The 24,469-nt window shown below is 70.5% G+C and carries 24 protein-coding genes; 10 read left to right on the forward strand and 14 right to left on the reverse strand.

Annotation, left to right across the window (positions count from 1 at the left end; all coding sequences use genetic code 11):
• Positions 1-92: 92 nt before the first annotated feature.
• From J7E25_RS18000 to J7E25_RS15740, 5 genes are read left to right on the forward strand one after another with little or no spacing between them, the layout of a single operon-like run.
• On the forward strand, positions 93-1,460 hold the full coding sequence (locus J7E25_RS18000; RefSeq protein WP_215009678.1) for a glutamine synthetase family protein: 1,368 nt from the start codon (positions 93-95) through the stop codon (positions 1,458-1,460).
• Positions 1,441-2,214, forward strand: coding sequence for a gamma-glutamyl-gamma-aminobutyrate hydrolase family protein (locus J7E25_RS18005; RefSeq protein WP_215009679.1), 774 nt, complete (start codon positions 1,441-1,443; stop codon positions 2,212-2,214). The genes J7E25_RS18000 and J7E25_RS18005 overlap by 20 nt, the downstream gene beginning before the upstream one ends.
• On the forward strand, positions 2,211-3,581 hold the full coding sequence (locus tag J7E25_RS15730; RefSeq protein ID WP_214871105.1) for an aldehyde dehydrogenase: 1,371 nt from the start codon (positions 2,211-2,213) through the stop codon (positions 3,579-3,581). Before J7E25_RS18005 ends, J7E25_RS15730 begins: the two co-directional genes overlap by 4 nt.
• Positions 3,578-4,369, forward strand: coding sequence for a 3-oxoacyl-ACP reductase (locus J7E25_RS15735; RefSeq protein WP_214871106.1), 792 nt, complete (start codon positions 3,578-3,580; stop codon positions 4,367-4,369). Before J7E25_RS15730 ends, J7E25_RS15735 begins: the two co-directional genes overlap by 4 nt.
• Positions 4,370-4,378: 9 nt before the next feature.
• A complete protein-coding gene (locus tag J7E25_RS15740) occupies positions 4,379-5,197 on the forward strand; it encodes a FadR/GntR family transcriptional regulator (protein ID WP_214871107.1) in 819 nt (272 codons plus the stop codon).
• Between the two features lie 80 nt (positions 5,198-5,277).
• Here the strand turns inward: J7E25_RS15740 and J7E25_RS15745 are convergent, their stop codons facing one another.
• The 6 genes from J7E25_RS15745 to J7E25_RS15770 form a co-directional block, all read right to left on the reverse strand.
• Positions 5,278-5,598: a hypothetical protein gene (locus J7E25_RS15745; protein WP_215009681.1), complete on the reverse strand. Its 321-nt coding sequence runs from the start codon at positions 5,596-5,598 to the stop codon at positions 5,278-5,280.
• A 257-nt stretch (positions 5,599-5,855) separates the two neighbouring features.
• Entirely contained in the window at positions 5,856-6,194 is a 339-nt protein-coding gene (locus J7E25_RS15750) for a peptidase (RefSeq protein ID WP_214871108.1), read from the reverse strand.
• Complete coding sequence (locus tag J7E25_RS15755; protein WP_214871109.1) at positions 6,191-7,369, reverse strand: inorganic phosphate transporter; 1,179 nt, start codon at positions 7,367-7,369, stop codon at positions 6,191-6,193. The genes J7E25_RS15750 and J7E25_RS15755 overlap by 4 nt, the downstream gene beginning before the upstream one ends.
• A gap of 113 nt (positions 7,370-7,482) precedes the next feature.
• Entirely contained in the window at positions 7,483-7,956 is a 474-nt protein-coding gene (locus J7E25_RS15760) for an 8-oxo-dGTP diphosphatase (protein ID WP_214871110.1), read from the reverse strand.
• Between the two features lie 3 nt (positions 7,957-7,959).
• Positions 7,960-8,988, reverse strand: coding sequence for a 6-phosphofructokinase (locus J7E25_RS15765; protein WP_214871111.1), 1,029 nt, complete (start codon positions 8,986-8,988; stop codon positions 7,960-7,962).
• Between the two features lie 151 nt (positions 8,989-9,139).
• Positions 9,140-11,263 carry a DEAD/DEAH box helicase gene (locus J7E25_RS15770; protein ID WP_215009683.1) on the reverse strand — a complete coding sequence of 708 codons (2,124 nt, stop codon included), beginning with the start codon at positions 11,261-11,263 and terminating at the stop codon, positions 9,140-9,142.
• A gap of 285 nt (positions 11,264-11,548) precedes the next feature.
• Here J7E25_RS15770 and J7E25_RS15775 point away from each other — a divergent pair, with 285 nt between their 5' ends.
• Positions 11,549-11,758, forward strand: a complete 210-nt coding sequence (locus J7E25_RS15775) for a hypothetical protein (RefSeq protein ID WP_214871113.1) — start codon at positions 11,549-11,551, stop codon at positions 11,756-11,758.
• Positions 11,759-11,819: 61 nt separating this feature from the next.
• Here J7E25_RS15775 and J7E25_RS15780 read toward each other — a convergent pair whose 3' ends face one another.
• Entirely contained in the window at positions 11,820-13,724 is a 1,905-nt protein-coding gene (locus J7E25_RS15780; protein WP_214871114.1) for a DUF2207 domain-containing protein, read from the reverse strand.
• A gap of 73 nt (positions 13,725-13,797) precedes the next feature.
• On the opposite strand from J7E25_RS15780, the gene J7E25_RS15785 reads away from it, so the two are divergent.
• From J7E25_RS15785 to J7E25_RS15795, 3 genes are read left to right on the forward strand one after another with little or no spacing between them, the layout of a single operon-like run.
• Entirely contained in the window at positions 13,798-13,947 is a 150-nt protein-coding gene (locus J7E25_RS15785; protein WP_214871115.1) for a hypothetical protein, read from the forward strand.
• 2 nt (positions 13,948-13,949) lie between these two features.
• A complete protein-coding gene (mmuM, locus tag J7E25_RS15790) occupies positions 13,950-14,843 on the forward strand; it encodes a homocysteine S-methyltransferase (protein WP_308164613.1) in 894 nt (297 codons plus the stop codon).
• Positions 14,844-14,859: 16 nt separating this feature from the next.
• Positions 14,860-15,402, forward strand: coding sequence for an O-acetyl-ADP-ribose deacetylase (locus J7E25_RS15795; protein WP_214871116.1), 543 nt, complete (start codon positions 14,860-14,862; stop codon positions 15,400-15,402).
• Positions 15,403-15,411: 9 nt separating this feature from the next.
• Here the strand turns inward: J7E25_RS15795 and J7E25_RS15800 are convergent, their stop codons facing one another.
• The 6 genes from J7E25_RS15800 to J7E25_RS15825 form a co-directional block, all read right to left on the reverse strand.
• Positions 15,412-16,380 (reverse strand): glycerophosphodiester phosphodiesterase family protein, encoded by a 969-nt coding sequence (locus J7E25_RS15800; protein WP_214871117.1) that lies wholly within the window; start codon positions 16,378-16,380, stop codon positions 15,412-15,414.
• A 114-nt stretch (positions 16,381-16,494) separates the two neighbouring features.
• Positions 16,495-17,655 carry a N(5)-(carboxyethyl)ornithine synthase gene (locus J7E25_RS15805; RefSeq protein WP_214871118.1) on the reverse strand — a complete coding sequence of 387 codons (1,161 nt, stop codon included), beginning with the start codon at positions 17,653-17,655 and terminating at the stop codon, positions 16,495-16,497.
• A 74-nt stretch (positions 17,656-17,729) separates the two neighbouring features.
• Entirely contained in the window at positions 17,730-18,590 is an 861-nt protein-coding gene (locus J7E25_RS15810; RefSeq protein WP_214871119.1) for an aldehyde dehydrogenase family protein, read from the reverse strand.
• On the reverse strand, positions 18,587-20,146 hold the full coding sequence (locus J7E25_RS15815; RefSeq protein WP_214871120.1) for an aldehyde dehydrogenase family protein: 1,560 nt from the start codon (positions 20,144-20,146) through the stop codon (positions 18,587-18,589). Before J7E25_RS15815 ends, J7E25_RS15810 begins: the two co-directional genes overlap by 4 nt.
• 13 nt (positions 20,147-20,159) lie before the next feature.
• Positions 20,160-21,167, reverse strand: coding sequence for a deoxyribose-phosphate aldolase (gene deoC / locus J7E25_RS15820; protein WP_214871121.1), 1,008 nt, complete (start codon positions 21,165-21,167; stop codon positions 20,160-20,162).
• Between the two features lie 49 nt (positions 21,168-21,216).
• Positions 21,217-22,161, reverse strand: a complete 945-nt coding sequence (locus tag J7E25_RS15825; RefSeq protein WP_214871122.1) for a sugar-binding transcriptional regulator — start codon at positions 22,159-22,161, stop codon at positions 21,217-21,219.
• A 119-nt stretch (positions 22,162-22,280) separates the two neighbouring features.
• Here J7E25_RS15825 and J7E25_RS15830 point away from each other — a divergent pair, with 119 nt between their 5' ends.
• Positions 22,281-23,213, forward strand: a complete 933-nt coding sequence (locus J7E25_RS15830) for an ROK family protein (protein WP_214871123.1) — start codon at positions 22,281-22,283, stop codon at positions 23,211-23,213.
• 41 nt (positions 23,214-23,254) lie between these two features.
• Here the strand turns inward: J7E25_RS15830 and J7E25_RS15835 are convergent, their stop codons facing one another.
• Positions 23,255-24,469 carry a CynX/NimT family MFS transporter gene (locus J7E25_RS15835; protein WP_214871124.1) on the reverse strand — a complete coding sequence of 405 codons (1,215 nt, stop codon included), beginning with the start codon at positions 24,467-24,469 and terminating at the stop codon, positions 23,255-23,257.

The following is a 24,469-nucleotide window of genomic DNA, read 5'->3' on the forward strand; positions in this document are numbered from 1 at the left end:
AGGTGCGCGAGCGTGCGTCTATCCAGCCCGGGCGCGCTGTGATGTAATGGTCGGCGTTACCGACCTTTCGACCACGTTCTGAGGAGTTGCGGATGACGGCACCGACCGGGTACCTCTCGCTCGACCAATTGCGCAGCGCCATCGCCGAAGGCGAGGTCGACACCGTCATCGTGGCCTTCACCGACATGCAGGGCCGCCTCATCGGCAAGCGAGTGTCGGCCCGGCTCTTCCTCGAGGACGCGGCGGCGCACGGCGTAGAGGCCTGCAACTACCTCCTCGCCGTCGACGTCGAGATGAACACCGTCGACGGCTACGCGATGTCGAGCTGGGAGCGCGGGTACGGCGACATGGCGCTCATCCCCGACTTCACGACGCTCCGCGCGGCACCGTGGCTCGAGGCGACGGCCCTCGTCACGGCCGACCTGCAATGGCTCGACGGCACGCCGGTCGAACCCTCACCGCGGCGCATCCTGCAGCGCCAGCTCGAGCGGCTCGCCGAACGAGGGCTCACCGCCTTCGTCGGCACCGAGCTCGAGTTCATCGTCTTCGACGACTCGTTCCGCGACGCGTGGCGCAAGGGCTACCAGGGCCTCACGCCGGCGAGCGACTACAACATCGACTACGCGCTGCTCGCCTCAACGCGCATGGAGCCGCTGCTGCGCGACATCCGCAACTCCATGGACGGCGCCGGCATGTACTGCGAGGGCGTGAAGGGCGAGTGCAACTTCGGCCAGCAGGAGATCGCCTTCCGCTACACCGACGCGCTCGGCACGTGCGACAACCACTCGATCTACAAGAACGGCGCGAAGGAGATCGCCGACAAGCACGGCAAGTCGCTGACCTTCATGGCGAAGTTCAACGAGCGGGAGGGCAACAGCTGCCACATCCACATCTCCCTGCGCGGCGAGAACGGCGAGGCGGTCTTCAGCGACCCGGATGCCCCGCACGGCATGTCGAAGCTCTTCACCCACTTCCTCGCCGGCCAGCTCGCGGCGATGCGCGAACTCACGCTCTTCTCGGCGCCGAACATCAACTCCTACAAGCGCTTCGTCGCGGGCAGCTTCGCGCCGACCGCGATCGCCTGGGGGCTCGACAACCGCACGTGCGCGCTCCGCGTCGTGGGGCACGGCCTCGGCATGCGCGTCGAGAACCGGGTTCCCGGCGGCGACGTCAACCAGTACCTTGCAGTTGCGGCACTCATCGCCGCGGGCCTGCACGGCATCGACGAGGAGCTCGAGCTCGGCGAGCTCTTCGCGGGCAACGCCTACGAGAGCGACATCGCACGTGTTCCGGCCACCCTCCGGGAGTCGGCGGAGCTGTTCGCCGGCTCCGCGATCGCGAAGGAGGCCTTCGGCGACGAGGTCGTCGAGCACTACCTCAACAACGCGCGCATCGAGCTCGCCGCCTACGACGCGGCCGTCACGGACTGGGAGCGGGTGCGTGGCTTCGAACGGCTCTGAGCCCGCCGCGCCGCTCATCGGCGTGACCACCTACCTCGAGCAATCGCAGACGGGCGTCTGGGACGTGCGCGCCTCGTTCCTGCCGAAGGTCTACATCGACGCCGTCACCGATGCCGGCGGCGTCGCCGTGCTGCTGCCGCCCCAGCCGGTCTCCCCCGACATCGCGCGCGGCGTGCTCGGCGCACTCGACGGCCTCATCGTCTCGGGCGGCGCCGACGTCGACCCGGCGCGCTACGGGCAGTCGCCGCACGAGCGGACCGGTGCCCCGCGCACCGATCGCGACGACTGGGAGGACGCGCTGATCACCGCCGCCGTCGAGCTCGAACTGCCGTTCCTCGGCATCTGCCGTGGCGTGCAGTTGCTGAACGTCGCACTCGGCGGCACGCTCGTGCAGCACCTGCCCGATGTCATCGGCACCGAGGCGTACCAGCCCGCGCCAGCGGTGTTCGGCGAGCAGCAGGTCTCGATCGAGCCGGGTTCCCGGCTCGGCGCACTGCTCGGCCAGGGCGACGCGCCGCTGCCCGTGCACGTCTACCACCACCAGGCCCTCGACGAGGTCGCGCCGGGCCTCACCGTCACCGGGCGAACCGCCGACGGCGTCGTCGAGGCCGTCGAGCTCGACTCGGTGCCGTTCGGAGTGGGCGTGCAGTGGCATCCCGAGGAGAACGCCGCCGACCGACGGCTCTTCGCGGGCCTCGTCGACGCCGCGCGCATCCACCGAGAGACCCGAACACACCCGAGGAGCCAGTCGTGAGCCACACGATCGTGAACCCAGCCGACGAGACCGTCGTCACCACGGTCGCCTCCGCGACGATCGACGAGACGGATGCCGCGATCGCCCGCGCCGCGCGGGCACAGCGCGACTGGGCGCTCGTCGCCCCGGCCGATCGTGCGCGACTGCTCCGCCGCTTCGCCGACGCGGTCGATGGCGCCGTCGAGGAGCTCGCGCGCATCGAGGTGCGCAACTCCGGCCATCCCATCGGCCAGGCCCGGTGGGAGGCCGGGCACGTGCGCGACGTGCTCGAGTACTACTCGGCCGCGCCCGAACGCCTCTTCGGCCGGCAGATCCCCGTCGCGGGCGGCCTCGACGTCACGTTCCAGGAGCCGCTCGGCGTCGTGGGCGTGATCACGCCATGGAACTTCCCGATGACGATCGCCGCGTGGGGCTTCGCTCCCGCGCTCGCGGCGGGCAACGCCGTCGTGCTGAAGCCCGCGGAGTGGACCCCGCTCTCGAGCCTGCGGCTCGCCGAGCTCGGGCTCGAGGCGGGCCTGCCCGACGGCCTCTTCCAGGTCGTCGCGGGCAAGGGATCGGTGGTCGGCGAGCGCCTCGTCACGAACGAGACGGTGCGCAAGATCGTGTTCACCGGCTCGACCGAGGTCGGCAAGCACATCATGGCCGGTTGCGCCGCCCAGGTGAAGCGCGTCACCCTCGAGCTCGGCGGCAAGAGCGCGAACATCGTCTTCGCCGACGCCGACCTCGAACGCGCGGCGGCCACGGCGCCCTACGGCGTCTTCGAGAACGCCGGGCAGGACTGCTGCGCCCGCAGTCGCATCCTCGTCGAGCGCAGCGTCTACGAGCACTTCATGGAGCTCCTCGAACCCGCCGTCGCGGGCGTCGCCGTCGGCGATCCCGCCGACGAGCGCACCGAGATGGGGCCCCTTGTCGCCGGCGCGCATCTCGACAAGGTGCGCTCGTTCGTGCCCGACGACGCCGACGTCGCATTCCGCGGCAGCGCGCCCTCGGGGCCCGGCTACTGGTTCCCGCCGACGGTGCTCACCCCCGCTCGCGACTCGCGCGCGGCTCGCGAGGAGATCTTCGGACCGGTCGTCTCGGTGTTCCCGTTCGACGACGAGGCCGACGCCGTGCGCTTCGCGAACGCGGGCGACTACGGCCTCTCGGGCTCGATCTGGACGCGGGACCTCAGCCGCGGCATCCGCGTGGCCCGAGGCGTGGAGTCGGGGAACCTCTCGGTGAACTCGCACTCGTCGGTGCGCTACTCGACGCCGTTCGGCGGCTTCAAGCAATCCGGACTCGGCCGTGAGCTCGGCCCCGACGCCCCGCTCGCCTTCACCGAGACCAAGAACGTCTTCATCGCCGTCGACCCGCTAGGAGCACCATGACCGCCATCCCCCGCATCGACCTCACCCAGCGGCTCGCCGGCCGCGTCGCCGTCATCACCGGCGGCGCGTCGGGCATCGGCCTCGCGACCGCGAAGCGGCTCGCCGCCGAGGGCGCCAAGGTCGTCATCGGCGACATGGATGCCACGGCAGGCTCCGCCGCGGCCGAGTTCGTGGGCGGACTCTTCGTGCAGGTCGACGTGACCGATGAAGCGCAGGTGAACACGCTCTTCGACCGCGCCGCCGAGACGTACGGCTCGGTCGACATCGCGTTCAACAATGCCGGAATCTCGCCGCCGGACGACGACTCGATCGAGACGACCGAGCTGCCGGCCTGGCAGAAGGTGCAGGACGTGAACCTGAAGTCGGTCTACCTCTGCTCGCGCGCCGCCCTGCGGCACATGGTCGCGCAGGGCCGCGGATCGATCATCAACACGGCATCGTTCGTGGCGGTGCTCGGCTCCGCGACCTCGCAGATCTCGTACACGGCGTCGAAGGGCGGCGTGCTCGCGATGAGCCGCGAGCTCGGCGTGCAGTTCGCGCGGCAGGGCATTCGCGTGAACGCGCTGTGCCCCGGCCCCGTGAACACGCCGCTGCTGCAGGAGCTCTTCGCAAGCGATCCCGAACGCGCCCAGCGACGGCTCGTGCACGTGCCCGTCGGCCGCTTCGCCGAGCCCGAGGAGCTCGCGGCGGCGGTCGCGTTCCTCGCGAGCGACGACGCCTCGTTCATCACCGGCTCCACCTTCCTCGTCGACGGCGGCATCAGCTCGGCCTACGTCACTCCGCTCTAGGCTCGAGTCATGGCGAATCGGGAGCGGGGCGACGACGCGGGCGGCGGTCCGGCCCCGAGCGCACCTGAGCCCACGAAGCCGACGGCGCCGCCCGAAGTCGCCGGCGACGTGCTGCGGCCCGGGCTCCTGCTCACCCCGGCCCGCCCCGCGAACGCCTTCGAAGAGACCGTGCAGCGACTGCTCCAGTCGATCCGGCTCGGACTCATCGGCCCGGGCGAGCAGCTGCCACCCGAACGCGAGCTCGCGGGAATGCTCGAGGTGAGCCGCGACACGCTTCGCGAGGCGATCGGCTCGCTCGGCGAAGCGGGCTGGATCGTGTCCCGTCGCGGTCGCTACGGCGGCACCTTCGTCTCCGACGAGCTCCCCGCCACGTCGCCGGCAGCACCGGGTGACGGCGCAGATGCAGCGACCCGCGCGATCCGGCTCGAGGACACCCTCGCGCTGCGCGCCGTGATCGAGGTCGGCGCCGCTCGTCGCGCGGCCGAGAGCGAGTTGGCGGCCATCGACCGCGAGCGGCTCTGGCAGGCCTACGAGGAGTGCCGGGTCGCGACATCCGCCCAGTACCGCATGGCCGACTCGCGACTGCACCTGCTCATCGCCGAGGTGCTCGGCGCGCCGAGCGTCATCCCGCTCGTCGCCGACGTGCGCATGCGGATCAACGAACTGCTCGACGGTATTCCGCTCCTCACGCCGAACATCGTGCACTCCGACGAGCAGCACCGCGCGATCGTCGGCGCGATCCTCCGGGGCAGTCCCGACGAGGCGGCGAGCGCGATGGCCGAGCACCTCGAGGGCACCGAGGCGTTGCTCCGCGGCTTCTTCGCGTGAGCGGATGCCGCGCACGCGGCCGGGCACGAGAACGGGCCGCGCCCCCAAGCCGGGAGCGCGGCCCGTTCGGGCGGTGCCGATCAGCCGATGAAGGCGAACGGCAGCATCGCGAGGCCGAAGACGAGTGCGCCAAGGCTCACGAGCACGGCGCCGCCGAGCATGACGGCGTTCAGCACGATGCCCCAGATGGCCATGGTGCGCGACGCGGGCTCACGCTTCAGCGCCAGGATGCCGAGCACGAGACCGATGGCGGGCACGACGAAGGTATAGCTCGCGACGATCGAGACGAGGCCGAGCACGAGGCTCGAGATGCTGAACCCACGCGTCTCCGCCGCAGGGGCGGCATAGGGGTTCTGCTCGGCGAACGGCGCCTGCTGGTCGGTGGGGGTGACGGTGGTCATGTCGATCTCTCCTGTTCGTGGGGTGTGATTCCACGCTACGGATGCCGCGAGCGGGTCGACATGGGGCTATCCCCCCGATCGCGGGGGCGGCGCGCCCGCTCCGGTTGTGGATGGCGGATGCCGCGGGCCCCCACCCGCGACATCCGCCGTCGTGTGCGCGCCCGCCGAGGCGAGCGCGCCGTCTCATACCGTGAGCAGCGCCTGGAAGAAGCCGCTCAGGAAGCCAGCGCGCGCCCGCAGCCCGACCTGCGGATCGCTCATGCGAGGCCGTGGAGCGCGGGCACGATGAGGTAGATGCCCACGAGCACGGCGATGCCGCTCACCCCGAAGCAGGCCCACGCGCCGACGAGGGCAGCACGCTTCTGGGACTCGGTGAGCGGGCTCTTCCTCGCAGCCTTCGCTGCCCGCTTCTCGGCCGCGCGGGCCTCGGCCGGCGTGATGACCGAGATGGCATCGGTGAACTCCGCAGGAGTCACGATGGGCGTGCGACCCGAGACGGTGAGCAGGCGGATGCCGAACGAGAAGGTGCTCACGACGATGCCGGCGCCGAGGAGCGCCGAGAAGAGCACGATGAGGAACGCGAGCCAGTCGATCACGTGGACACCTTCTTCTTCGGCTTGGGATTGCGCTTGATCTTCACGGCGCGACCCGAGTCGGCGACCTCGCTGACCACGTTGCGGTGCGAGATCTCATTGCGGCGCGACCAGAGGAAGATGGCCGCGATGACCGCGACGCCGATGACGGCATCGATGAGGATGCCGACCATGCCGAGCTGGGCGATGAGGGCCGCGAGCGCCCCGACGCCGCCGGCCGCCGGCAATGTCATGAGCCACCCGATGCCGATGCGCCCGGCGGTGCGCCAGCGCACCTTCGAGCCACGCCGGCCGAGACCGGAGCCGATGACCGAGCCCGACGCGACTTGCGTCGTCGAGAGCGCGAAGCCCAGGTGGCTCGAGGCGAGGATCGTCGCGGCCGTCGACGTTTCGGCCGCGAATCCCTGGGCGGGCTTCACGTCGGTGAGCCCCGTGCCGAGGGTCTTGATGATGCGCCATCCGCCCATGTACGTTCCGAGCGCGATCGCGACGGCGCACGTCACGACGACCCAGCCCTCGGGGCCCGTGCCCACCTCTTGCATGCCCACGGCGATGAGGGTGAGCGTGATCACGCCCATCGTCTTCTGCGCGTCGTTCGTGCCGTGGGCGAGTGCCACGAGGGAGCTCGAGAAGATCTGCGCGTAGCGGAAGCCGTCGCGACCGTCGGGCTTGCCGTCGTAGCGCCGCGTGATCGCGTATGCCAGCTTCGTCGCGGCGAAGGCGATGAGGCCGGCCGTGAGCGGGGCGAGCACCGCGGGGAGGATGATCTTCGAGAGCACGACGCCGAAGTCGATCGCTCCGATGCCCGCTCCCACGAGGGCGGCGCCGATGAGCCCGCCGAAGAGGGCATGGCTCGATGACGACGGCAGGCCGAGGAGCCACGTGACCATGTTCCACACGATCGCGCCGATGAGCCCTGCGAAGATGAGCTCGGGAGTGATGAGCACTCCCCCGTCGCCCTCGCGGATGATGCCGCCCGAGACGGTCTTCGCCACCTCGGTCGAGAGGAACGCACCGACGAGGTTGAGGATCGCGGCGAGCCCGACCGCCACCTTCGGACGCAGCGCCCCCGTCGCGATGGGCGTGGCCATCGCGTTCGCCGTGTCGTGGAAGCCGTTCGTGAAGTCGAAGAAGAGTGCCAGCGCGATGACCAGCACGACGATGAGGGTGAGATCCACCGGCGACTTTCTCTGGATTCGGTGAGTAGTTCACCAGATGTTCTGGGGGCGTGAGTTGCAGAACCGGCGAGAGCCGTGCGACGACTCGATACTCGCACCCTGCGCCTGTGAAATCAAACCATCGGATCGACGACGGAGGCGAGATCAGCACCGAACGTGAAGGATCGTCGCACCGCGCCGCCCGCGAGCACGTCGGGCAGCCAGAACCGTGCGTCGTCCCACATCTCGTGGAGCGGGATCGCCGCGATCTCGAACCACTCGGGATCGAGCTCGTCGGATGGCGCCGGCTCGCCGATCCAGCGTCGGCACACGAACACGTTCGACTCCTGGCTCCACGCCTCGCGATGCGGGAACCGATAGCTGAGCAGGCCCCTCGGCTCGAGATCCGCGGCAACGACGATGACGCCGGACTCCTCCGCCACCTCGCGCACCGCAGCCTCGACCGCGGACTCACCGGGCTCGAGCTTGCCGCCGAGTCCGACGTAGTAGCCCTCGCCGAGGCCGTGCTTCTTCCGGCCGAGGAGCACCTCGGTGATGCCCTCCCGCTCGCGCAGGAGGTAGCAGACGCAGACCTGAGGCAGCGGCATCCGTCAGCCGAAGAGGATCTTCGCCTCGTCGTAGCGAGCCTGCGGCACGCGATTGAGGCTGCCGACCGCCTCGGCGATCGAGACGGTCTTGATGTCGGTGCCGCGTAGCGTCACCATCGAACCCCAAGCGTTCTCGTAGACCGCGTCGACCGCATGCATGCCGAGTCGCGTCGCGAGCACCCGGTCGTATGCGCTCGGCGCGCCGCCGCGCTGGATGTGGCCCAGCACGGTATCGCGCGATTCGATGCCGGTGCGCTCCTCGATCATGGGCGCGAGCCGCTCGGCGATGCCGCCGAGCCGCGGGCGGTTGAACGCGTCGAGGCCCTTGTGCGAGTGCGCGCCCTCCATGTCTTCGAGGTGGAAGCCCTCGGCGACGACGACGAGCGGAGCCCGGCCGCGGTCGCGCACCGACTCGACCCATTCGCAGATCTGGTCGATGGTCTTGGGCTGCTCGGGGATCAGGATGGCGTGCGCACCGCCGGCCATGCCGGAGTGCAGGGCGATCCAGCCGACGTGCCGCCCCATGACCTCGACGACGAGGCAGCGCCCGTGCGACTCGGCGGTCGTGCGGAGCCGGTCGATCGCCTCGGTGGCGATCTCGACGGCGGTGTCGAAGCCGAAGGAGTAGTCGGTCGCTGCGAGGTCGTTGTCGATCGTCTTCGGAACCCCGACGATCTTCAGTCCGGCGTCGGTGAGTCGCCTCGCCGCGGTGAGCGTGCCCTCGCCGCCGATCGCGATGATCGCGTCGATGCCGTTCTCGTCGAGCATGCGCTGGATGTTCTCGGGCCCGCCGCCCTCGCCCTCGAAGGGGTTCGTGCGGCTCGAGCCGAGGATCGTGCCACCCTGCTTCGAGAGACCGCGCACGTCGTGGCGCTCGATCGGCATGAAGTCGCCCTCGACGACGCCCTTCCAGCCCCAGCGGAAGCCGACGAACTCGGCATCATGCGAGATGACGCCCTTCAGCACCGCGCCGCGGATCACGGCGTTCAGCCCGGGGCAGTCTCCGCCGCTCGTGAGGATACCGATCTTCATGCCTCGTGTGACTCCAGTTGCGTGAAGAGACCTGTCGCGATCTCAAGGGAACCTGTGATGGTGCCGGAGGCCACGACGTCGGGGCGTTTCGACTGCCGCAGTCTATAGCCTTCCCACGAAGCGCGATCGGGCGCGCCCCGCTGGGCGAGCGTCAGAGCGCACCGTCGAGCGCCTGTCGCAGCAGGTGCACGAGCGCATCGAGCTGCACGGAGTCGGCCGAACCGGGCTCGACATCGCTGCCGTCGAGCGCGCGGGCCGCGAGGCCCTGCTTCGAGTCGATGAGCTCCGCGATGCGCGCGTCGATCGTGCCCGCGGCGATGATGCGCCAGGCCGTGACGGGCTCGTCTTGGCCGATGCGGTGCACGCGGTCGATCGCCTGCGTCTGCTCGGCGGCGGTCCAGCTGAGCTCGGCGAGCACGACGTTCGAGGCCGCCTGGAGGTTCACGCCGACGCCTGCCGCTGTGAGCGAGCACACTGCGACGGCGACCTCGGGGTCGTTGTTGAACGCGTCGATCGCCGCTTGCCGCTGGAAGGCGGTCTGGTCGCCGCGCAGCGACACGGTGCGGAGCTCGCGGGCCGCGAACGCCGCTTCGGCCTGGTCCATGACGTCGATGTGCTTCGCGAAGAACACGACCTTGCCGACCGATCGGGCCAGCTGGGCGGCGTAGTCGGCGGCGAGGCCTGCCTTGGCCTGGCCGATGCGGCGCACCATCGTGAAGACGTTCTCGCCCGACTTCGACGCCTTGGACTCCTCGAGCTCGGCATGCGCCACCGCGCGGATGAATTGCTCGCGCTGGTCGTCGTCGAGATCGCCGATGCGCAGGTTGCGCGCCTCGACGAGCGCACGGAAACGACCCGTGAGGCGGTTCCCGAGCTCGCGTTCGGCGGCGCGCACCGATCGGCCGAGCTCGTCGTCGAGTTCGACGGGCAGGTCGGCGATGCGCTTCGCGGGCAGGTCGGCGGCGACGTCGACCTTGCGGCGGCGCACGATGCCGAGATCGATGACGGCGCGGCGGGCCTCGGGGTAGAAGCCGTGCTCGGCCGGGGTGAGCCCCGTCTCCTCGAGCTTGCCGAGCAACTCGGGCGACGGCCGGTCGCCCTCGATCCAGCCGAGGAACTTCCAGATGGCACGGAAGTCGTCGACGTCGTTGATGAGCGGGGTGCCCGTGAGGGCGAGCAGCAGCGGGTCTCCGCCGGGTGCGCTGCGTCGGATCTGCTCGGCGAGCGTGAGCACGTTGCGCGAACGCTGCGACTGCAGGTTCTTGATGAAGTGCGCCTCGTCGACGACCATGCCCTTGAAGCCGAGGGTCGACAGCCACGCCATGTGCCGGTCGAGCACGTCGTAGTTCACGATGACGACGTCGGCGAACGCGTCGAGGGTCTCGCCGTCGCCGTGGATGACGGTCGCGCGGCGATGCGGGGTCCAGCGCTCGACCTCGCGGGCCCAGTTCATCTTCACGACGTTCGGCACGACGGCAAGCAGCGGGTAGGCGTCGGCGACGGATGCCGCGATGACCGACTGCGCCGTCTTTCCGAGGCCCGGCTCGTCGGCGAGCAGGAAGGTGCGGTGTCCTTCGCGCACGCTCTCGATGAATCGGATCTGGTGCATCATGAGCTCGAGACCGCGCGGCGAGAGGCGGTCGACCTTGGGCGCTTCGGGCAGCTCCATCGACGCGGCCTGCCCGCCCGAGCCGATCTCGAACGACTTGAACAGCGGGCCGAGGAGCTCCCAGTTGGCAAGGCGACGCACCGGCACGGGCGGCGGCGCGGCCTTCGAGAAGTCGGGGGCCAGGAACGGGTTGGCGAGCTGCCTCGAGCGCACGGATGCCGGGATCACCTGGTTCTCGGCGAGCATGGGCTTCTGCTCGGGCTCGCGCGTGATGATGAGCTCGTCGGGCGAGAGCTCGGCGCCGGACTCGAGCAGCCAGTCGCGACGGAACCGCTGCGCGACCGTGGAGATCGAGGCGTCGGGCTCGAGCAGCGCGATGAGGCTCGTGTCGCGCGCGGCGGTCTTGGCCAGGATCTGTGCGATGCCGTCGAGTCGCTTGAGCAGCTCGGCACGAGCGGAATCGGTCACCTCGGTGTCTGCCTTCACGCGGGCACGCTCTTCGCGCATGAGCAACGCGATGACCTGGTACTTCGTGCGGTTCGTGGGGCCGAGCTTGCCCTTCTGCGCCTTCGTCTCGACCTCGCGCACCTTGCGCGCGAGGATCGGGATGATGGGTGCGTCATCGTCGCGCGAGCGCGTACGCTGTCGCTGCCTCGTCTGGGCCAATGGTCCTCCAGTTTCTGGGCCGCATCCGGCATGCCCCCCTCGACATCGGTCGTGATGGTCGAGGCCGGTTCGGCACATCACCAGATGTCGCCGATCGCGGTACGCCGAATCCCGAACCGAGCAGCACGCGAGCTGGGCTCACGCGGTCGGCCGAAGAACGGATTCGTCGGGCGCAGCGTTATTCTACCCGGATTCCGGCACCGGATGCCACGCGGCCGGCCCGCGCGTCGCGAGAAGCATCCGCAAGCCCGTGCGGGAACCTCGTCGGCGGCCTACTCTTGGACCATGGACGATCTCGCGAGGGCGGGCGCAGGCGTCTCGCCCGATGACGATGAATTCACGGTGGCGCAAGACACGGAGTTCGACGAGCCCGACACGGCCGCCGAGCCCGCCGACGGCGATGAGCGCACGATCGACGACAGTCTCGACGACGAGGTGCCAGGCCTCGACTCCGAACGACGCGTCGACCTGAGTGACGAGACCGTCGCCGACTGAGCGCACGGCGAAGCGCCGCGGCGCATCGCCCATGACGGACGCCCGCCCGCGCGGTCGTGAATCAGACCCCGCCGCCTCCGCCGCCGCCGCCACCGCCACCCGACGAGCCGCCGCCGCTCGATCCGCTGCTCGACGAGCTCGAGCTCGAGCCCGACCATGAGGCACTCGACGCCGACGAGAACGAGTGCACCGCCGAGCTGAACACCCCGACGTTGAAGCCGCTGCGGCCGGCGTACCACTCGGGCGACGTGCCGGTCTGCTCGTAGAGCGACGCGAGTTCCCGGCTCCACTCGCGCTCGAGGCCGAACAGCACCGCGTAGGGCAGCAGGCGTTCGTTGAGCTTCAGCACGACCACCGGGTCGAGCGGGGCGGCCAAGGCAGGCGCAGCCGCCGCGCCATCCGTCGAGACCGGCACGGCCGCCGCGGCCGGGCGCTCGACCCGCATGGCCCCGTATGGGCTCTGCAGCACGCGGAGCCGATCGGCCTCGGCGAGGCGGATGTAGAGGCTCAGCCCCTCGAGGTGGTCGCGTGCTGCTCGGCCCTGTTCGGTGAGCGGGCGCACGTCCACGACCACGACGAACGTCACGAGCTCGGCGAGGATCGCCGCGGCGAACCAGATCGCCGGCCAGGCACCGCCCATCTGCGAGTCGAGCGCCACGATGCCGAGCACCACGCTGAGCACGGCGCCGATCATGCCCACGACGGCGAACAGCGTTCGGCGGCCGAGATCGGGCCTGCGCCGCAGGCCCGTCTTCGCGACGCGCTTCGTGACGGCTTGGCGCAGCGCGAGGAGCCGCTTTCCGAGCGCCGTGTCGCGCGACTTCAGCTCGCGCCGCTCGCCTGGAGTCGGAACGCCGTAGAGCGCGGACACCACGGAGCGGGCATCGGCGTCGCCCGCCTCACCGCCGACGTACTCGACCGCGTAGCGCTTGCGGCCCGTCTCGACGATGCGCAGCTCGCCCGCCACTGCGCGCTCGAGGATCGTGGCCGTGATCCCCTTGCCGGATCGGCCCACGAGGTCGGCGGCGACCATGGCGCTCACCCCGGCGGGCGGCTGGTACTCGGCGATGACGGTGCCGCGCCCCGGATGGTCGCGCCAGCGCACGATGCGGGTGACGATCGCGGCGAGCATCGCGAGGAGCGCCACCACGGCGGCGACCGCGCCGGCGATCGCCGCAGGCGAGGACATGAACGCCTCGTCGCGCGGCTCGAACGTGCCCTGCGCGAAGCCGACGGCGATCGTGAGGTTCTCATACGGGCCAAGCCCCGACGCCTCGGCGACGACGACCGGCGGAGCCGCTTCACCGACGGAGAGCGTCTCGCACGGTGTGCCGGAACCCGTCCAGCCGCGATAGCACGCGACGTCTCCCGTGAAGGCCTCGGCGACGTCGGCGCTCATGCGCAGCTCCGCCCGCACTCGCCCGAAGGGCTGTGCCCAGCCGGTGCCGTTCACGTCCCAGTAGAACTCGTCGATCGCGGCGTCGTCGGGCGTGAACGTCACGTTGTGCTGCCGGTAGCTGATCACGTAGGTCTGCTCGCCGTGCACGAAGTCGTCGGCACGGATCGTGACGAGGAGGAACACCCCGTCTTCGTCGCGCTCGACCTCGAACGCGCGAGGGCTGCCGGCGGCATCCGTCACCGACTCGACCTCGATGTCGGTCGGATGGCCGTCGTAGTGCAGCGGAATGGCCCGGCGGATGCCGCGGTTCTGGTCGAACTCGGGGAACACCGCGACGAGCGTCTCGGTCGTGTCGAGCACCGAACGGCCGTCGGCATCGCGCGAGAGCTCGTAGACCGCGTCGAACGACGCGAACGTGAAGTCGTCGACACCGGCCCGGGCGGCCGCGACGACAGCTGGGGCCTCCGCCGCCCGCTCCGCAGCGAGCGCGACGGCCGCCGGCGACGCCACGAGGCCGAGCGCGAGGAGCGACGCTGCGAGCGTGCGGACGAAGCGAAGGCGCGTCATGCCCCAACGCTAGTGCCAATCGGCCTGAATGTACCCCACGGGGTATATCCCCTCCGGACGATAGGATGTGACGGTGATCGACGACATCAAGAAGCGCGCCCTGCACGTCGAGAACCACCTCCGCACGCACGTCACCGACATGTACGAGGCGGGCGGCGACCAGCGCGAAGCGGCAGTCACCGAGCTCGTGCGCATCTTCGAGCTCTCCAACAACCGCGGCTGACCGTGTCGGGTCCTGGCCTGCTCGAAGCCCTCGCCGAACGCGCGCTCGTCGTCGACGGCGGCCTCGGCACGCGACTCGAGGAGCGCGGAGCGGATGTCTCCTCCGAGCTGTGGAGCGCGCGAGTGCTCGCCGACTCGCCCGACGAGGTGCTCGACGTGCACCGCGACTACTTCGCCGCCGGGGCCGACGTGGCGATCACCGCCTCGTACCAGGTGACGTACGAGGGATGCGCTCGCGCCGGATTCGACGCCGACCAGACGACCGGGCTCCTCCGGCGGAGCGTGGAGCTTGCCCGCCGCGCGCGCGACCAGGCCGGGCACGGCTGGGTCGCGGCATCCGTCGGACCCTACGGGGCCATGCTCGCCGACGGGTCGGAATATCGAGGCGACCTGGGGCTGGGTCTCGAGGAGCTGCGCGATTGGCATCGGGAACGGATCCGGGTGCTCGCCGACGCCGGAGCCGACCTCATCGCGTTCGAGACGATGCCCTCGCTCGTCGAGGTCGAGGCGATCCTCGCCGAACTCGCCGGCACCGGCACTCCCGCGTGGATCTCGGTGACTCCCCTCGACACGCGACTTCGGAGCGGCGAGCCGCTCGCCGAGGCCTTCGCGCTCGCTGCCGCCGTCGACGAGGTCGTCGCGGTGGGCGTGAACTGCTGCGCACCCGGTGAGGTGCTCGGCGCCATCGAGGCGGCACGCGAGGTCACGATGAAGCCGGTCGTCGTCTACCCCAACAGCGGCGAGACGTGGGATGCCGCAGCGCGACGATGGCGCGGAAGCCCGGCGTTCCCGACCGAGGCCGTGCGGTCGTGGCGGGCCGCCGGCGCCGGACTCATCGGAGGCTGCTGCCGCACCGGCCCAGGCCATACCACGGCCATCAGCCGGGCTCTCGCCTGACGAAGGAGCGACGCGAATGCCCCGAATCGAGCTCATCACCGGCGACCTCACCGCCGAGCGCGTCGACGCCATCGTGAACGCCGCGAATTCGAGCCTCATGGGCGGTGGCGGCGTCGACGGCGCGATCCATCGCGCGGGCGGACCGTCGATCCTCGAGGAGTGCCGCGTCTTGCGCGCGACCACGCTGAGGTCGGGCCTGCCGACCGGCGAGGCCGTCGCCACGACCGCCGGCAACCTGCCAGCGCGCTGGGTGATCCACACCGTCGGTCCTGTCTGGCCGGGGCCGGGTCCCGAGGCCGACGCACGACGGGAGCTGCTCGCTGCGGCGTACCGCAACTCGCTCACGGTCGCGACCGGCCTGGGGGCGGCATCCGTCGCCTTCCCGGCGATCTCCGCAGGGGTCTACGGATGGCCCGCCGATGACGCCGCGCTCGTCGCCCTCGGCACCACCGCCGAGGCTGCCGATGCGCCTCCGCTCGTGCGCTTCGTGCTGTTCTCCGAGCGCCTGTACGACGAGTTCCGCGCGGCTGCCGACCGGTTGGGGCTCAGCGTCGGCTGACGAGCCGCCTCATGTGCCGGGCGCCGTGGTGGCCAGCCACTGGTCGAGCTCGCTCGGCTGGTCGGTGATGATGCCGTCGACGCCGAGCTCGCTCACCTCCTGCCAGCTCTCGTGGGTGTTCAGGGTGTAGCAGAGCACCGCGATCTCCGCCTCGTGCAGCGCCTCGAGCGCACCCGGCACCGCGGTGACCGATGCGGCGGTCGTGCCGAAGGCGATCACCCCGAGCCGCTCGGCGAGCGCCACGGGCTCGGCAGGCAGCTCGCGGATGAGCATGATGCGAGGGGTCGTGGGCGACACCTGCTGCACCGAGAAGAGGGTCTCGAGACTGAAGCTCTGCAACACGATGCGGCCTCGAAGTCCGTGCCGCTCGATGAGGTCGATCACCGTGCGCACCTCCTCAGGGGTCCAGTCGGCCTTCAACTCGACGAGGGCACGCGCGGTCTCGCGGCCGGCCAGCGCTTCGAGGAACTCGTCGAGCGTCGGGATGCGCTCCCCTGCGTATTCGGCGCCGTACCACGCGCCCACGTCGAGGCGGCGGAGCTCGTCGAGGTCGAGGTCGCTGACACCGTGGCGCGAGCCGGTGACGCGCTCGAGGCTCGTGTCGTGGAAGAGCACGGGCACGCCGTCGCGGCTCAACCGCACGTCGGTCTCGACGAAGTCGAGGGCCTCCATCGCGCGCTCGAGCGAGGCCATCGTGTTCTCGGGCGCCTCGGCTCGATCGCCCCGATGCCCGACGATGAACGCGGCAGCACCGGGCACCCGGAGTGCGCCGAACACGTCGACCGCCGATGCGGTGGGCGGCGTGGCTGCGAGGAGGAGCGCGGCCGCGGTCGCGGTCACCGCGACCGACGCGAGCAGGACGCGCACGGCGCGGCGCGGAGGATGTGCGAGACGGTCGAGCAGGCGATGGGCCGGCGTGTGCGCGGAACGATCCTGGGCTGCGATCGTCGGGTCGATCGCATGAAGGGTGCGGGTCACGTGTAGGGCCTTTCCACCGCTCGCGCGCCATTGCGCGACGGTGCACTCACCCTAGCAACTTCGTTACCGTTTCGTTACCTCCCCCGTTCGCGGGACGCCGCCGCCCAGCGGCGCTTACGCCAGTGCGAGGTAGGGGTACTCAGCCGATCGGCGCTGGAACTCGAGGATCGCGGGGTTCCGGATGCGGCCGCCGGAGATCTCGGTGGCGCGATCGATGGTGTCGGATTCGGCCCACGCATCGGGACCCTCCATCACGGTGCGCAGGAACGGCATGAGCGCTTCGCTGATCTCCCAGGTGGCCGAGTTCCAGAGGTAGGACGGGCTGTGATCGACGGCGTAGTAGTTCGTCGACTCCCCCACCGTGAACATCGGCTCGGCGAAGGAGGTGGGGCGGGCCCAGCTGAATCCCATTCCGGTGTCGACGGACACGTCGACGATGAGGCTGCCCGGACGGAAGGCACCGAGATCCTCCGTGCGCAGGTAGGTGAGGGGCGCGTTGGGATCCTGGAGCGTGCAGTTCACCACGATGTCCCGTTCAGCCAGGAACGGGGCGAGCGGCACGGGCCCGTCCTCCGTGTTCACCGTGCTCAGGAAGGGCGCTTCGGGGTTGTGCTCGAACTGGATGATGTCGACGGAGGGGATCGGCGAGCCGACCGCAGCGGTGTCGCGGTTCGTGAGCACGCGCACGTCGTGGATGCCGTGGGCGTTCAGCGCCGTGACGGCACCTCGGGCGGTGGCCCCGAACCCGATGACGACCGCGCTCAGGCGCCGGCCGTAGTCTCCCGTGGATCCGCACAGCTGCAGGGCGTGCAGCACGGAACAGTAGCCGGCGAGCTCGTTGTTCTTGTGGAACACGTGCAGTCCGAAGCTGCCGCTCGCCGTCCAGTGGTTCATGGCCTCCCACGCGATGAGGGTGAGCCCCTTGTCGATCGCGAGCTGGGTCATCGCCCGGTCCTGTACGCAATGCGGCCAGCCCCAGAGCACCTGCCCGTCGTGCAGGCTTTCCAGGTCGGATGCCTGCGGTTTCGGCAGCAGGACGACGTCGCTCTGGGCGATGATCTCCTCGCGGGAGCCGAGTCCGGCGACGAGCGGCTCGAGCTGCGCATCTGCGATGCCGAAGCGCTCTCCGTATCCCCGCTCGAGGATCATGTTCGCGCGAAGGTCGGGATCGATCCGTTCGAGGTGCGACGGATGCAACGGCAGCCGCTTCTCGTCGGGCTTGCTCGAGTGCGCCAATACCCCGAGACGCAAGAGGTGAGGGGTGGTGGTGGCCATAGCGTGAGGCTACGCCATGCCGCGGCCGACGCGGGACCCGCTCGTCGGATGCCCCGCGCCCGGTCGGGTCGCGGCTAGAGCAGGCTCTTCGTGTGCCACACCGTCTTGGTCTCGGTGAACGCCGTGATGCGGCCGAGGGCGGGTGCCGCGGCATCGGGGCCCGACTCGGGCCGGAGCACTCGCTTGAGCGTGTCGGCGGCGTCGACCTCGAGCGAGATCCAGTCGAGCGCACCGGCACCCACGAGGTCGATCGCGTTGACGTCGGAGTGGCTCGCGAGCCACGGGGCGATCTCGGCCGGCGAGCCCGTGAGCACGTTGACGACCCCCTTCGGCACGTCGCTCGTGGCGAGCACCTCGGCGAGGCTGATCGCCGAGAGTGGGAATCGCTCGCTCGCCACGACGACGACGGAGTTGCCGGCGACGAGTGCCGGGGCGATGGCCGAGACCAGGCCGAGGAGCGACGAGTCTTGAGGGGCGATGATCGCGACGACTCCGGTGGGCTCGGGCACCGAGATGTTGAAGTAGGGACCTGCCACCGGGTTGGCATTGCCGGCGACCTGCGCGAACTTGTCGGCCCAGCCCGCGTACCAGACCCAGCGGTCGATGGACTCGTCGACCTGGGCGGATGCCACGGCGCGCGACACGCTCTCGACTTCCTCGATCTCGGCGACGAACTGGGCCCTGCGGCCCTCGAGCAGCTCGGCGATGCGGTAGAGCACCTGGCCGCGATTGTAGGCCGTGGCACCCGACCAGCCGGCGACGGCCGCACGAGCGGCGACGATGGCATCGCGGGCGTCTTTGCGCGAGGCCTTCGCCGCATTCGCGAGGAACGCACCGTCTGCGGCGACGACCTCGTAGGTGCGGCCCGACTCGCTGCGCGGGAACGCGCCACCGATGTAGAGCTTGTAGGTCTTCGGCACGGCGAGGCGGGTCATCGCTTCGATCCCTTCGTCGCGGACTTCGGTGATCGAGGAGACCGCCTTCTGGTCGTCTCGAGATCCGCGGATGCTGCTCCGCCGGTCTCGAGACGCGGCTGCGCAACTCCTCGACCCACACGGGCCGGCGAGAGGTAGGCGCCGAGGCCGTGGCGGCCGCCCTCGCGGCCGTAGCCCGACTCCTTGTAGCCGCCGAACGGCGAGGCGGGATCGAAGCGGTTGAACGTGTTCGCCCAGATGACGCCCGCGCGGAGCTGGTCGGCGACGGCGAGGATGCGGCTGCCCTTGTCGGTCCAGATGCCGGCGGAGAGGCCGTAGGGCGTGTTGTTCGCCTTCGCGATCGCCTCGGCGGGCGTGCGGAAGGTGAGCACCGAGAGCACCGGCCCGAAGATCTCCTCGCGGGCGATGCGGCTCGACGTCTGCACGTTCGTGAAGATCGTGGGCGCGTACCAGAAGCCGTTCTCGGGGATCACGCACGGCGCACTCCAGCGGTCGGCACCCTCGGCGACGCCGACGTCCGAGAGCTCGCGGATGCGCTCGAGCTGCTCCTTCGAGTTGATCGCGCCGACGTCGGTGTTCTTGTCGAGCGGGTCGCCGAGCCGCAACGTCGAGAGCCGCAGCTTCAGCCGCTCGACGACCTCGTCGTGGATGTTCTCCTGAACGAGCAGTCGGCTTCCGGCGCAGCAGACGTGGCCCTGGTTGAAGAAGATGCCGTTGACGATGCCCTCGATCGCCTGGTCGATCGGTGCGTCGTCGAACACGATGTTCGCTGCCTTGCCGCCGAGCTCGAGCGTCGCCTTCTTGTCGGTGCCGGCGATCTGCTTCGCGATCGCCCGCCCCACGGCGGTGGAGCCGGTGAAGGCCACCTTGTCGACGCCTTCGTGGGCGACGAGCGTGGCTCCGGTGTCGCCCGCGCCCGTGATGATGTTCACGACTCCGGCGGGGAGTTCGGCCTGCTGGAGGATCTCGGCGAAGATGAGCGCCGTGAGCGGCGTGGTCTCGGCGGGCTTCAGCACGACCGTGTTGCCGGCGGCGAGCGCCGGAGCGATCTTCCACGCGAGCATGAGCAGCGGGAAGTTCCACGGGATGACCTGGGCGGCGACGCCGAGTGAACGGGGGTTCGCCCCGAGACCGGCATGGTCGAGCTTGTCAGCCCAGCCCGCGTAGTAGAAGAACCAGGCCGCGACGAGCGGCACGTCGACGTCGCGCGACTCCTTGATGGGCTTGCCGTTGTCGAGCGACTCGGCCACCGCGAGCTCGCGAGCCCGCTCCTGCACGAGCCGGGCGATGCGGAAGAGGTACTTGCCGCGGTCACGGCCGCTCATGCGCGACCAGACGCGGTCGTAGGCGCGGCGGGCGGCGGCGACGGCGTCGGCGACATCCGCTTCGTTCGCGTTCGAGATGGTCGCGATGCGCTCTTCACTCGCGGGCGAGATCGTCTGGAACGGAGTGCCGCGACCGTCGACGAACTCGCCGTCGATGAAGAGGCCATAGCTGTCGCGGAGCGAGAGGATCGCCCGCGACTCGGGGGCGGGTGCGTACTCGAGGAAACTCATGTCGTGCTCCAACTCAGTCGATCGTCACGTAGTCGGCGCCGGAGTAGTGGCCGGTCGCGAGCTTCTGCCGCTGCAGCAGCACGTCGTTCAGGAGGCTCGAAGCGCCGAAGCGGAACAGGTGCGGCCGGAGCCACTCCTCTCCGGCGGTCTCGGCCACGGTGACGAGGTACTTGATCGCGTCTTTCGACGAGCGGATGCCGCCCGCGGGCTTCACGCCGATGCGTTGGCCGGTGGCCAGGTGCCAGTCGCGCACGACCTCGAGCATGAGGAGCGTGACCGGGAGGGTCGCGGCGGGCTGCACCTTGCCTGTCGACGTCTTGATGAAGTCGCCGCCCGCGAGGATCGCGAGCCACGAGGCGCGCCGCACGTTGTCGTAGGTGTTCAGCTCCCCGGTCTCGAGGATGACCTTGAGGCTCGCTGCACTGCCGTCGGGCTTGCGGCACGCCTCCTTCACCTGCACGATCTGGTCGAACACCTCGCCGTACCTGCCGGCGAGGAAGGCGCCGCGATCGATCACCATGTCGATCTCGTCGGCACCGGCGGCGACCGCATCGGCCGTGTCCTGCAGCTTGATCGCGAGCGACGCGCGGCCGCTCGGGAACGCCGTGGCGACGGCGGCGACTGAGACGAGGCCGTCGTCGGGGTCGCCGTGCGCCGCGCCGAGCGCGTCGACGGCGAACGGCACCATGTCGCCGTAGACGCAGACCGCCGCGACGCGCGGCGCCGTGGGGTCGGCGGGGTCGGGGGTCATCGCCTTCGCGACGAGCGATCGCACCTTGCCGGGCGTGTCTGCGCCTTCGAGGGTCGTGAGGTCGATGAGCGAGATGGTGCGGTCGAGCGCCCAGCGCTTGGAGGTCGTCTTGATCGAGCGCGTGCCGAGGCCGGCTGCGCGCTGTTCGAGTCCGACGGCGTCGATGCCGGGAATGCCGTGGAGGTAGCGGCGGAGCGTGGCGTCGTCGGGTTCGCCGCCGAGCACGGCGAGCGCGCGCTCGCGGGCGGCGACGAGGGAAGTGCCTGACATGGTGATGACCTGCCGTTCAGTGAGTGCTGGGGCGCGGAGTGCCGCGGAATCAGCCGTCGAGGAGGTGGAGGGCGGTGGACTCGTCGGTGACGAGCACCGAGCAGAGCCGGCTGCGCACGACGGCGTCGGCCACGGCGTGCTTGGCGGGACCCGAGACGACGGCGATGCCGATCGGTGCGCGCCGCAATTCGTCGAGCGTGAGCCCGACCGTGCGCGCGTCGAGTGCCGGATCGACGATGTTGCCGTCGGAGTCGATGTATCGGCCGACGACGTCGCCGACTGCGCCCTTGCGCACGAGTTCGTCGACGTCGGCCTCGGAGAGGTAGCCGCTCTCGACGTGCACGGAGGTGCGGTCGGCGGCGCCGGCGCTGAAGAGGAAGACGTCGGCGGAGCGAGCGAGCTCGATGACCCCGGCGACGACACGATCGGCCTCGATGGCCTCTTTCGTGGCGAGCCGCTCGAGGATGGCGGGGCTCGGCAGCAGCGTGGCGCTGCCGCCGCCCTTCTGGGCGATGCCCACGGCGGTTGCCGCCGCGGTGCCGGGCCGGCGATTGAGGCTCACCCCTCCGTTGATCTGCACGACGTTCACGCCGACGGCCCAGCCGTTGCGCAACTGCTGCGAGATCTCGAAGAGGGTGCGGCCCCAGCTCACGCCGAGAGTGCGTGGCACCGGCCGCAGGGCCGTGAGGTAGTCGGCTGCCGCTTGCGCGGTGCGAGCCTGCAGTTCTTCGGACGAGCCGACGCCCGCAGAGGAGACGACGATCGCGTCGATCAGACCGCGCTCTTCGCGAAGCCGGCGCTCGATGGGCAACCGGCGTGCGCGCGGGTGCAGGATCTCGATGCGGATGAACCCCCGCTGCTTCGCTTGCGCGAGGAGACGACCGACCTTCCACCGGGTGAGGCGCAGGGCCTGCCCGATCTCGTCTTGAGTCTTGTTCTCCTCGTAGTAGAGCTCGGCCGCGCGGATCGAGAGCAACTCGTCGATCTCGTCCATCAGGCCTCCTTCCGCATCCTCTCCAGCCTAAGCAGGGCGGTGCGCATCGGCAACACTCGCTGGCGATCCTGCTCATATGAGCATCGGGGCGGCGGATGTCGCGCGCCTAAGCTGGTGCCATGCCACGCCCCCTCGCGCTCGCCGTCGACTTCGGCGGCACCAAGGTCGAGGCCGCGCTCGTCGATGATCGCGGCGTCCTGCTGCCCGGATCCCGGCATCGGCGAGCCACCGGCAACGCCGCCTCGAGCGACGAGCTCGACGCCGCGGTGCGCGAGGTCGTGCTCGCGGCGCGCGCGGAGCTGCCCGCGGGCGCCCCGCTCCTGGGCGTGGGCATCGGCGCCGCCGGACCCATCGACGTGACCACTGGTTCGGTCTCGCCGCTCAACGTGCCCGCCTGGCGCGATCACCCGCTCGCGGCATCCGTCGCCGGGTTCGTGCCCGACGTCCCGATCACCCTTCGCATCGACGGGCTGTGCATCGCGCTCGCCGAGCACTGGGTCGGCGCAGGTCGCGGCGCGACGAACCTGCTCGGCATGATCGTCTCCACCGGGGTCGGCGGCGGCCTCGTGCTCGGCGGGCGGGCGGCGCCGAACCCCACGGGCAACGGCGGGCACATCGGCCACGTCGAGGTCGGCGGGTTCGACGACGTCTGCGCGTGCGGCGGACGCGGATGCCTCGAAGCGGTCGCGTCGGGCCCCCGCACGGTCGCGTGGGCCAGGACGCAGGGATTCACCGGTGAGACGGGCGAAGCCCTCGCCCTCGCGCACGCCGCGGGTGATCCCATCGCGATCGCCGCCGTGGCACGCGCGGGAGGCGCCATCGGGCATGCGATCGCCTCGGCGACCAACCTGCTCGACCTCGACGTCGTCGCGATCGGCGGCGGGTTCTCGCGGGTCTCCCCCGCGCTCTTCGAGCACGCTCGTGAAGCGATCACTGAACGCACGGCGTTCCCGTTCGTCGGGCGCGTCGCCGTCGTGCCGTCGGGGCTCTCAGATGAGGGGCCCCTGATCGGCGCCGCCGCCCTCGTGCACCGCCCCGAGCTGCTCGCCTGAGGCCCGCCCCTCGTTCGTCGCGAGCGCACGGCCCGCTCGCCTCAGCGTGCGCGTTCGTCCTCGAAGAAGCGAGGCCGCACCACCACGGCGCCCGCGATCGCCGCCGGTATCGCCGAACCGAGGAGCAGCACGAGCGGCCAGAACCACCCGCCCGTGGCATCGTGCAGCAAGCCGACCGCGAGCGGACCGGCCGCGACGATGAGGTAGCCCACCGATTGCACGAACCCCGAGAGGGCGACGGATCCCGAATGGGTGCGCGTCCGCAGGTTGATGAGCACGAGCGCGAGCGGGAAGAGGAGCGGGCCCGCCCCGATGAGGGCGACCCACAACCAGGTCGCCCAACCGGGCGCGAGCAGGAGGCCGAGGTAGCCGGCCACGAACGCGACCACGGCGATCACGATGAGCAGTCGCACCTTGCCGTATCGCGCGGCGAGCACGGGCACGATGAGCCCGGCGGGCAGGCCCATGGCCGCGTAGAGCGAGAGCAACGCCCCGGCCTCGGCGGGTGCCACGCCGGCGATGTCGTGCAGCATCGAGGGCAACCACGCGAATGCCGCGTAGGCGTTGAAGCCCGCGGCCGCGAATACGGCGGCGAGCGACCATGCGAGCGGCGATCGGAGCGCATGCCGGAGCATGCCGGGATCGGCCTCCTCGAGCAGCGCCGCCGGCGCCTGGCGCCGCGGATGCACGAGCAACGCGAGCCACGGCACGAGCGAGATCGCCGCGATCAGGCCCCACTCACCGAGGGAGACCCGCCACCCCGCGGCCTCGGCGATCGGCACGGCGATGAGCGGCGGGATGAAGGCGCTCACCGACATCGCGGTGACATAGACGGTCGTCAGCAGGCCGATGCGATCGGGGAAGTACCGCTTCACGAGCGGCGGCAGCAGCACGTTGGCGACGCCCATCGCCGCGAAGGTCAGCGTGCTCATCGCGACGAGTGAGAGCGCCGAGCCGGCGAACCCCCGGCCGAGGAGGCCCGCCGAGAGCGCGATGAGCGACCCGACGAGGCTGATCTCGAGCCCGAATCGCTTCGCGACCATCGGCGTGATGATGCCGAACACGGCGTAGCAGATGGGGGGCAGCATGCCGAGGAAGCCGACGATCGCCGGGTTCAACGGGATCTCCGCCTCGATCTGGACGAGGATCGGCGAGAGCGATGCGACTGCGGTGCGCAGGTTGAACGCGACGAGCACGATCCCGAGGAGCGCGAGGGTTCGACCGGCCCATACTGCTCGGGGCGGGGTCGCTTCCAT

The sequence above is a fragment of the Agromyces sp. ISL-38 genome, assembly GCF_018613935.1.
In the GTDB taxonomy this organism is placed as follows: Bacteria; Actinomycetota; Actinomycetes; order Actinomycetales; family Microbacteriaceae; genus Agromyces.

Bases quoted from the DNA above. Each gene is read 5' to 3' on its own strand.
- J7E25_RS18000 (WP_215009678.1), top strand. From the start codon at position 93: ATGACGGCACCGACCGGGTACCTCTCGCTCGACCAATTGCGCAGCGCC.
- J7E25_RS15735 (WP_214871106.1), top strand. From the start codon at position 3,578: ATGACCGCCATCCCCCGCATCGACCTCACCCAGCGGCTCGCCGGCCGC.
- J7E25_RS15740 (WP_214871107.1), top strand. From the start codon at position 4,379: ATGGCGAATCGGGAGCGGGGCGACGACGCGGGCGGCGGTCCGGCCCCG.
- J7E25_RS15745 (WP_215009681.1), bottom strand. From the start codon at position 5,598: ATGACCACCGTCACCCCCACCGACCAGCAGGCGCCGTTCGCCGAGCAG.
- J7E25_RS15760 (WP_214871110.1), bottom strand. From the start codon at position 7,956: ATGCCGCTGCCTCAGGTCTGCGTCTGCTACCTCCTGCGCGAGCGGGAG.
- J7E25_RS15765 (WP_214871111.1), bottom strand. From the start codon at position 8,988: ATGAAGATCGGTATCCTCACGAGCGGCGGAGACTGCCCCGGGCTGAAC.
- J7E25_RS15775 (WP_214871113.1), top strand. From the start codon at position 11,549: ATGGACGATCTCGCGAGGGCGGGCGCAGGCGTCTCGCCCGATGACGAT.
- J7E25_RS15780 (WP_214871114.1), bottom strand. From the start codon at position 13,724: ATGACGCGCCTTCGCTTCGTCCGCACGCTCGCAGCGTCGCTCCTCGCG.
- J7E25_RS15795 (WP_214871116.1), top strand. From the start codon at position 14,860: ATGCCCCGAATCGAGCTCATCACCGGCGACCTCACCGCCGAGCGCGTC.
- J7E25_RS15805 (WP_214871118.1), bottom strand. From the start codon at position 17,655: ATGGCCACCACCACCCCTCACCTCTTGCGTCTCGGGGTATTGGCGCAC.
- J7E25_RS15810 (WP_214871119.1), bottom strand. From the start codon at position 18,590: ATGACCCGCCTCGCCGTGCCGAAGACCTACAAGCTCTACATCGGTGGC.
- J7E25_RS15815 (WP_214871120.1), bottom strand. From the start codon at position 20,146: ATGAGTTTCCTCGAGTACGCACCCGCCCCCGAGTCGCGGGCGATCCTC.
- deoC (WP_214871121.1), bottom strand. From the start codon at position 21,167: ATGTCAGGCACTTCCCTCGTCGCCGCCCGCGAGCGCGCGCTCGCCGTG.
- J7E25_RS15825 (WP_214871122.1), bottom strand. From the start codon at position 22,161: ATGGACGAGATCGACGAGTTGCTCTCGATCCGCGCGGCCGAGCTCTAC.
- J7E25_RS15830 (WP_214871123.1), top strand. From the start codon at position 22,281: ATGCCACGCCCCCTCGCGCTCGCCGTCGACTTCGGCGGCACCAAGGTC.
- J7E25_RS15835 (WP_214871124.1), bottom strand. From the start codon at position 24,469: ATGGAAGCGACCCCGCCCCGAGCAGTATGGGCCGGTCGAACCCTCGCG.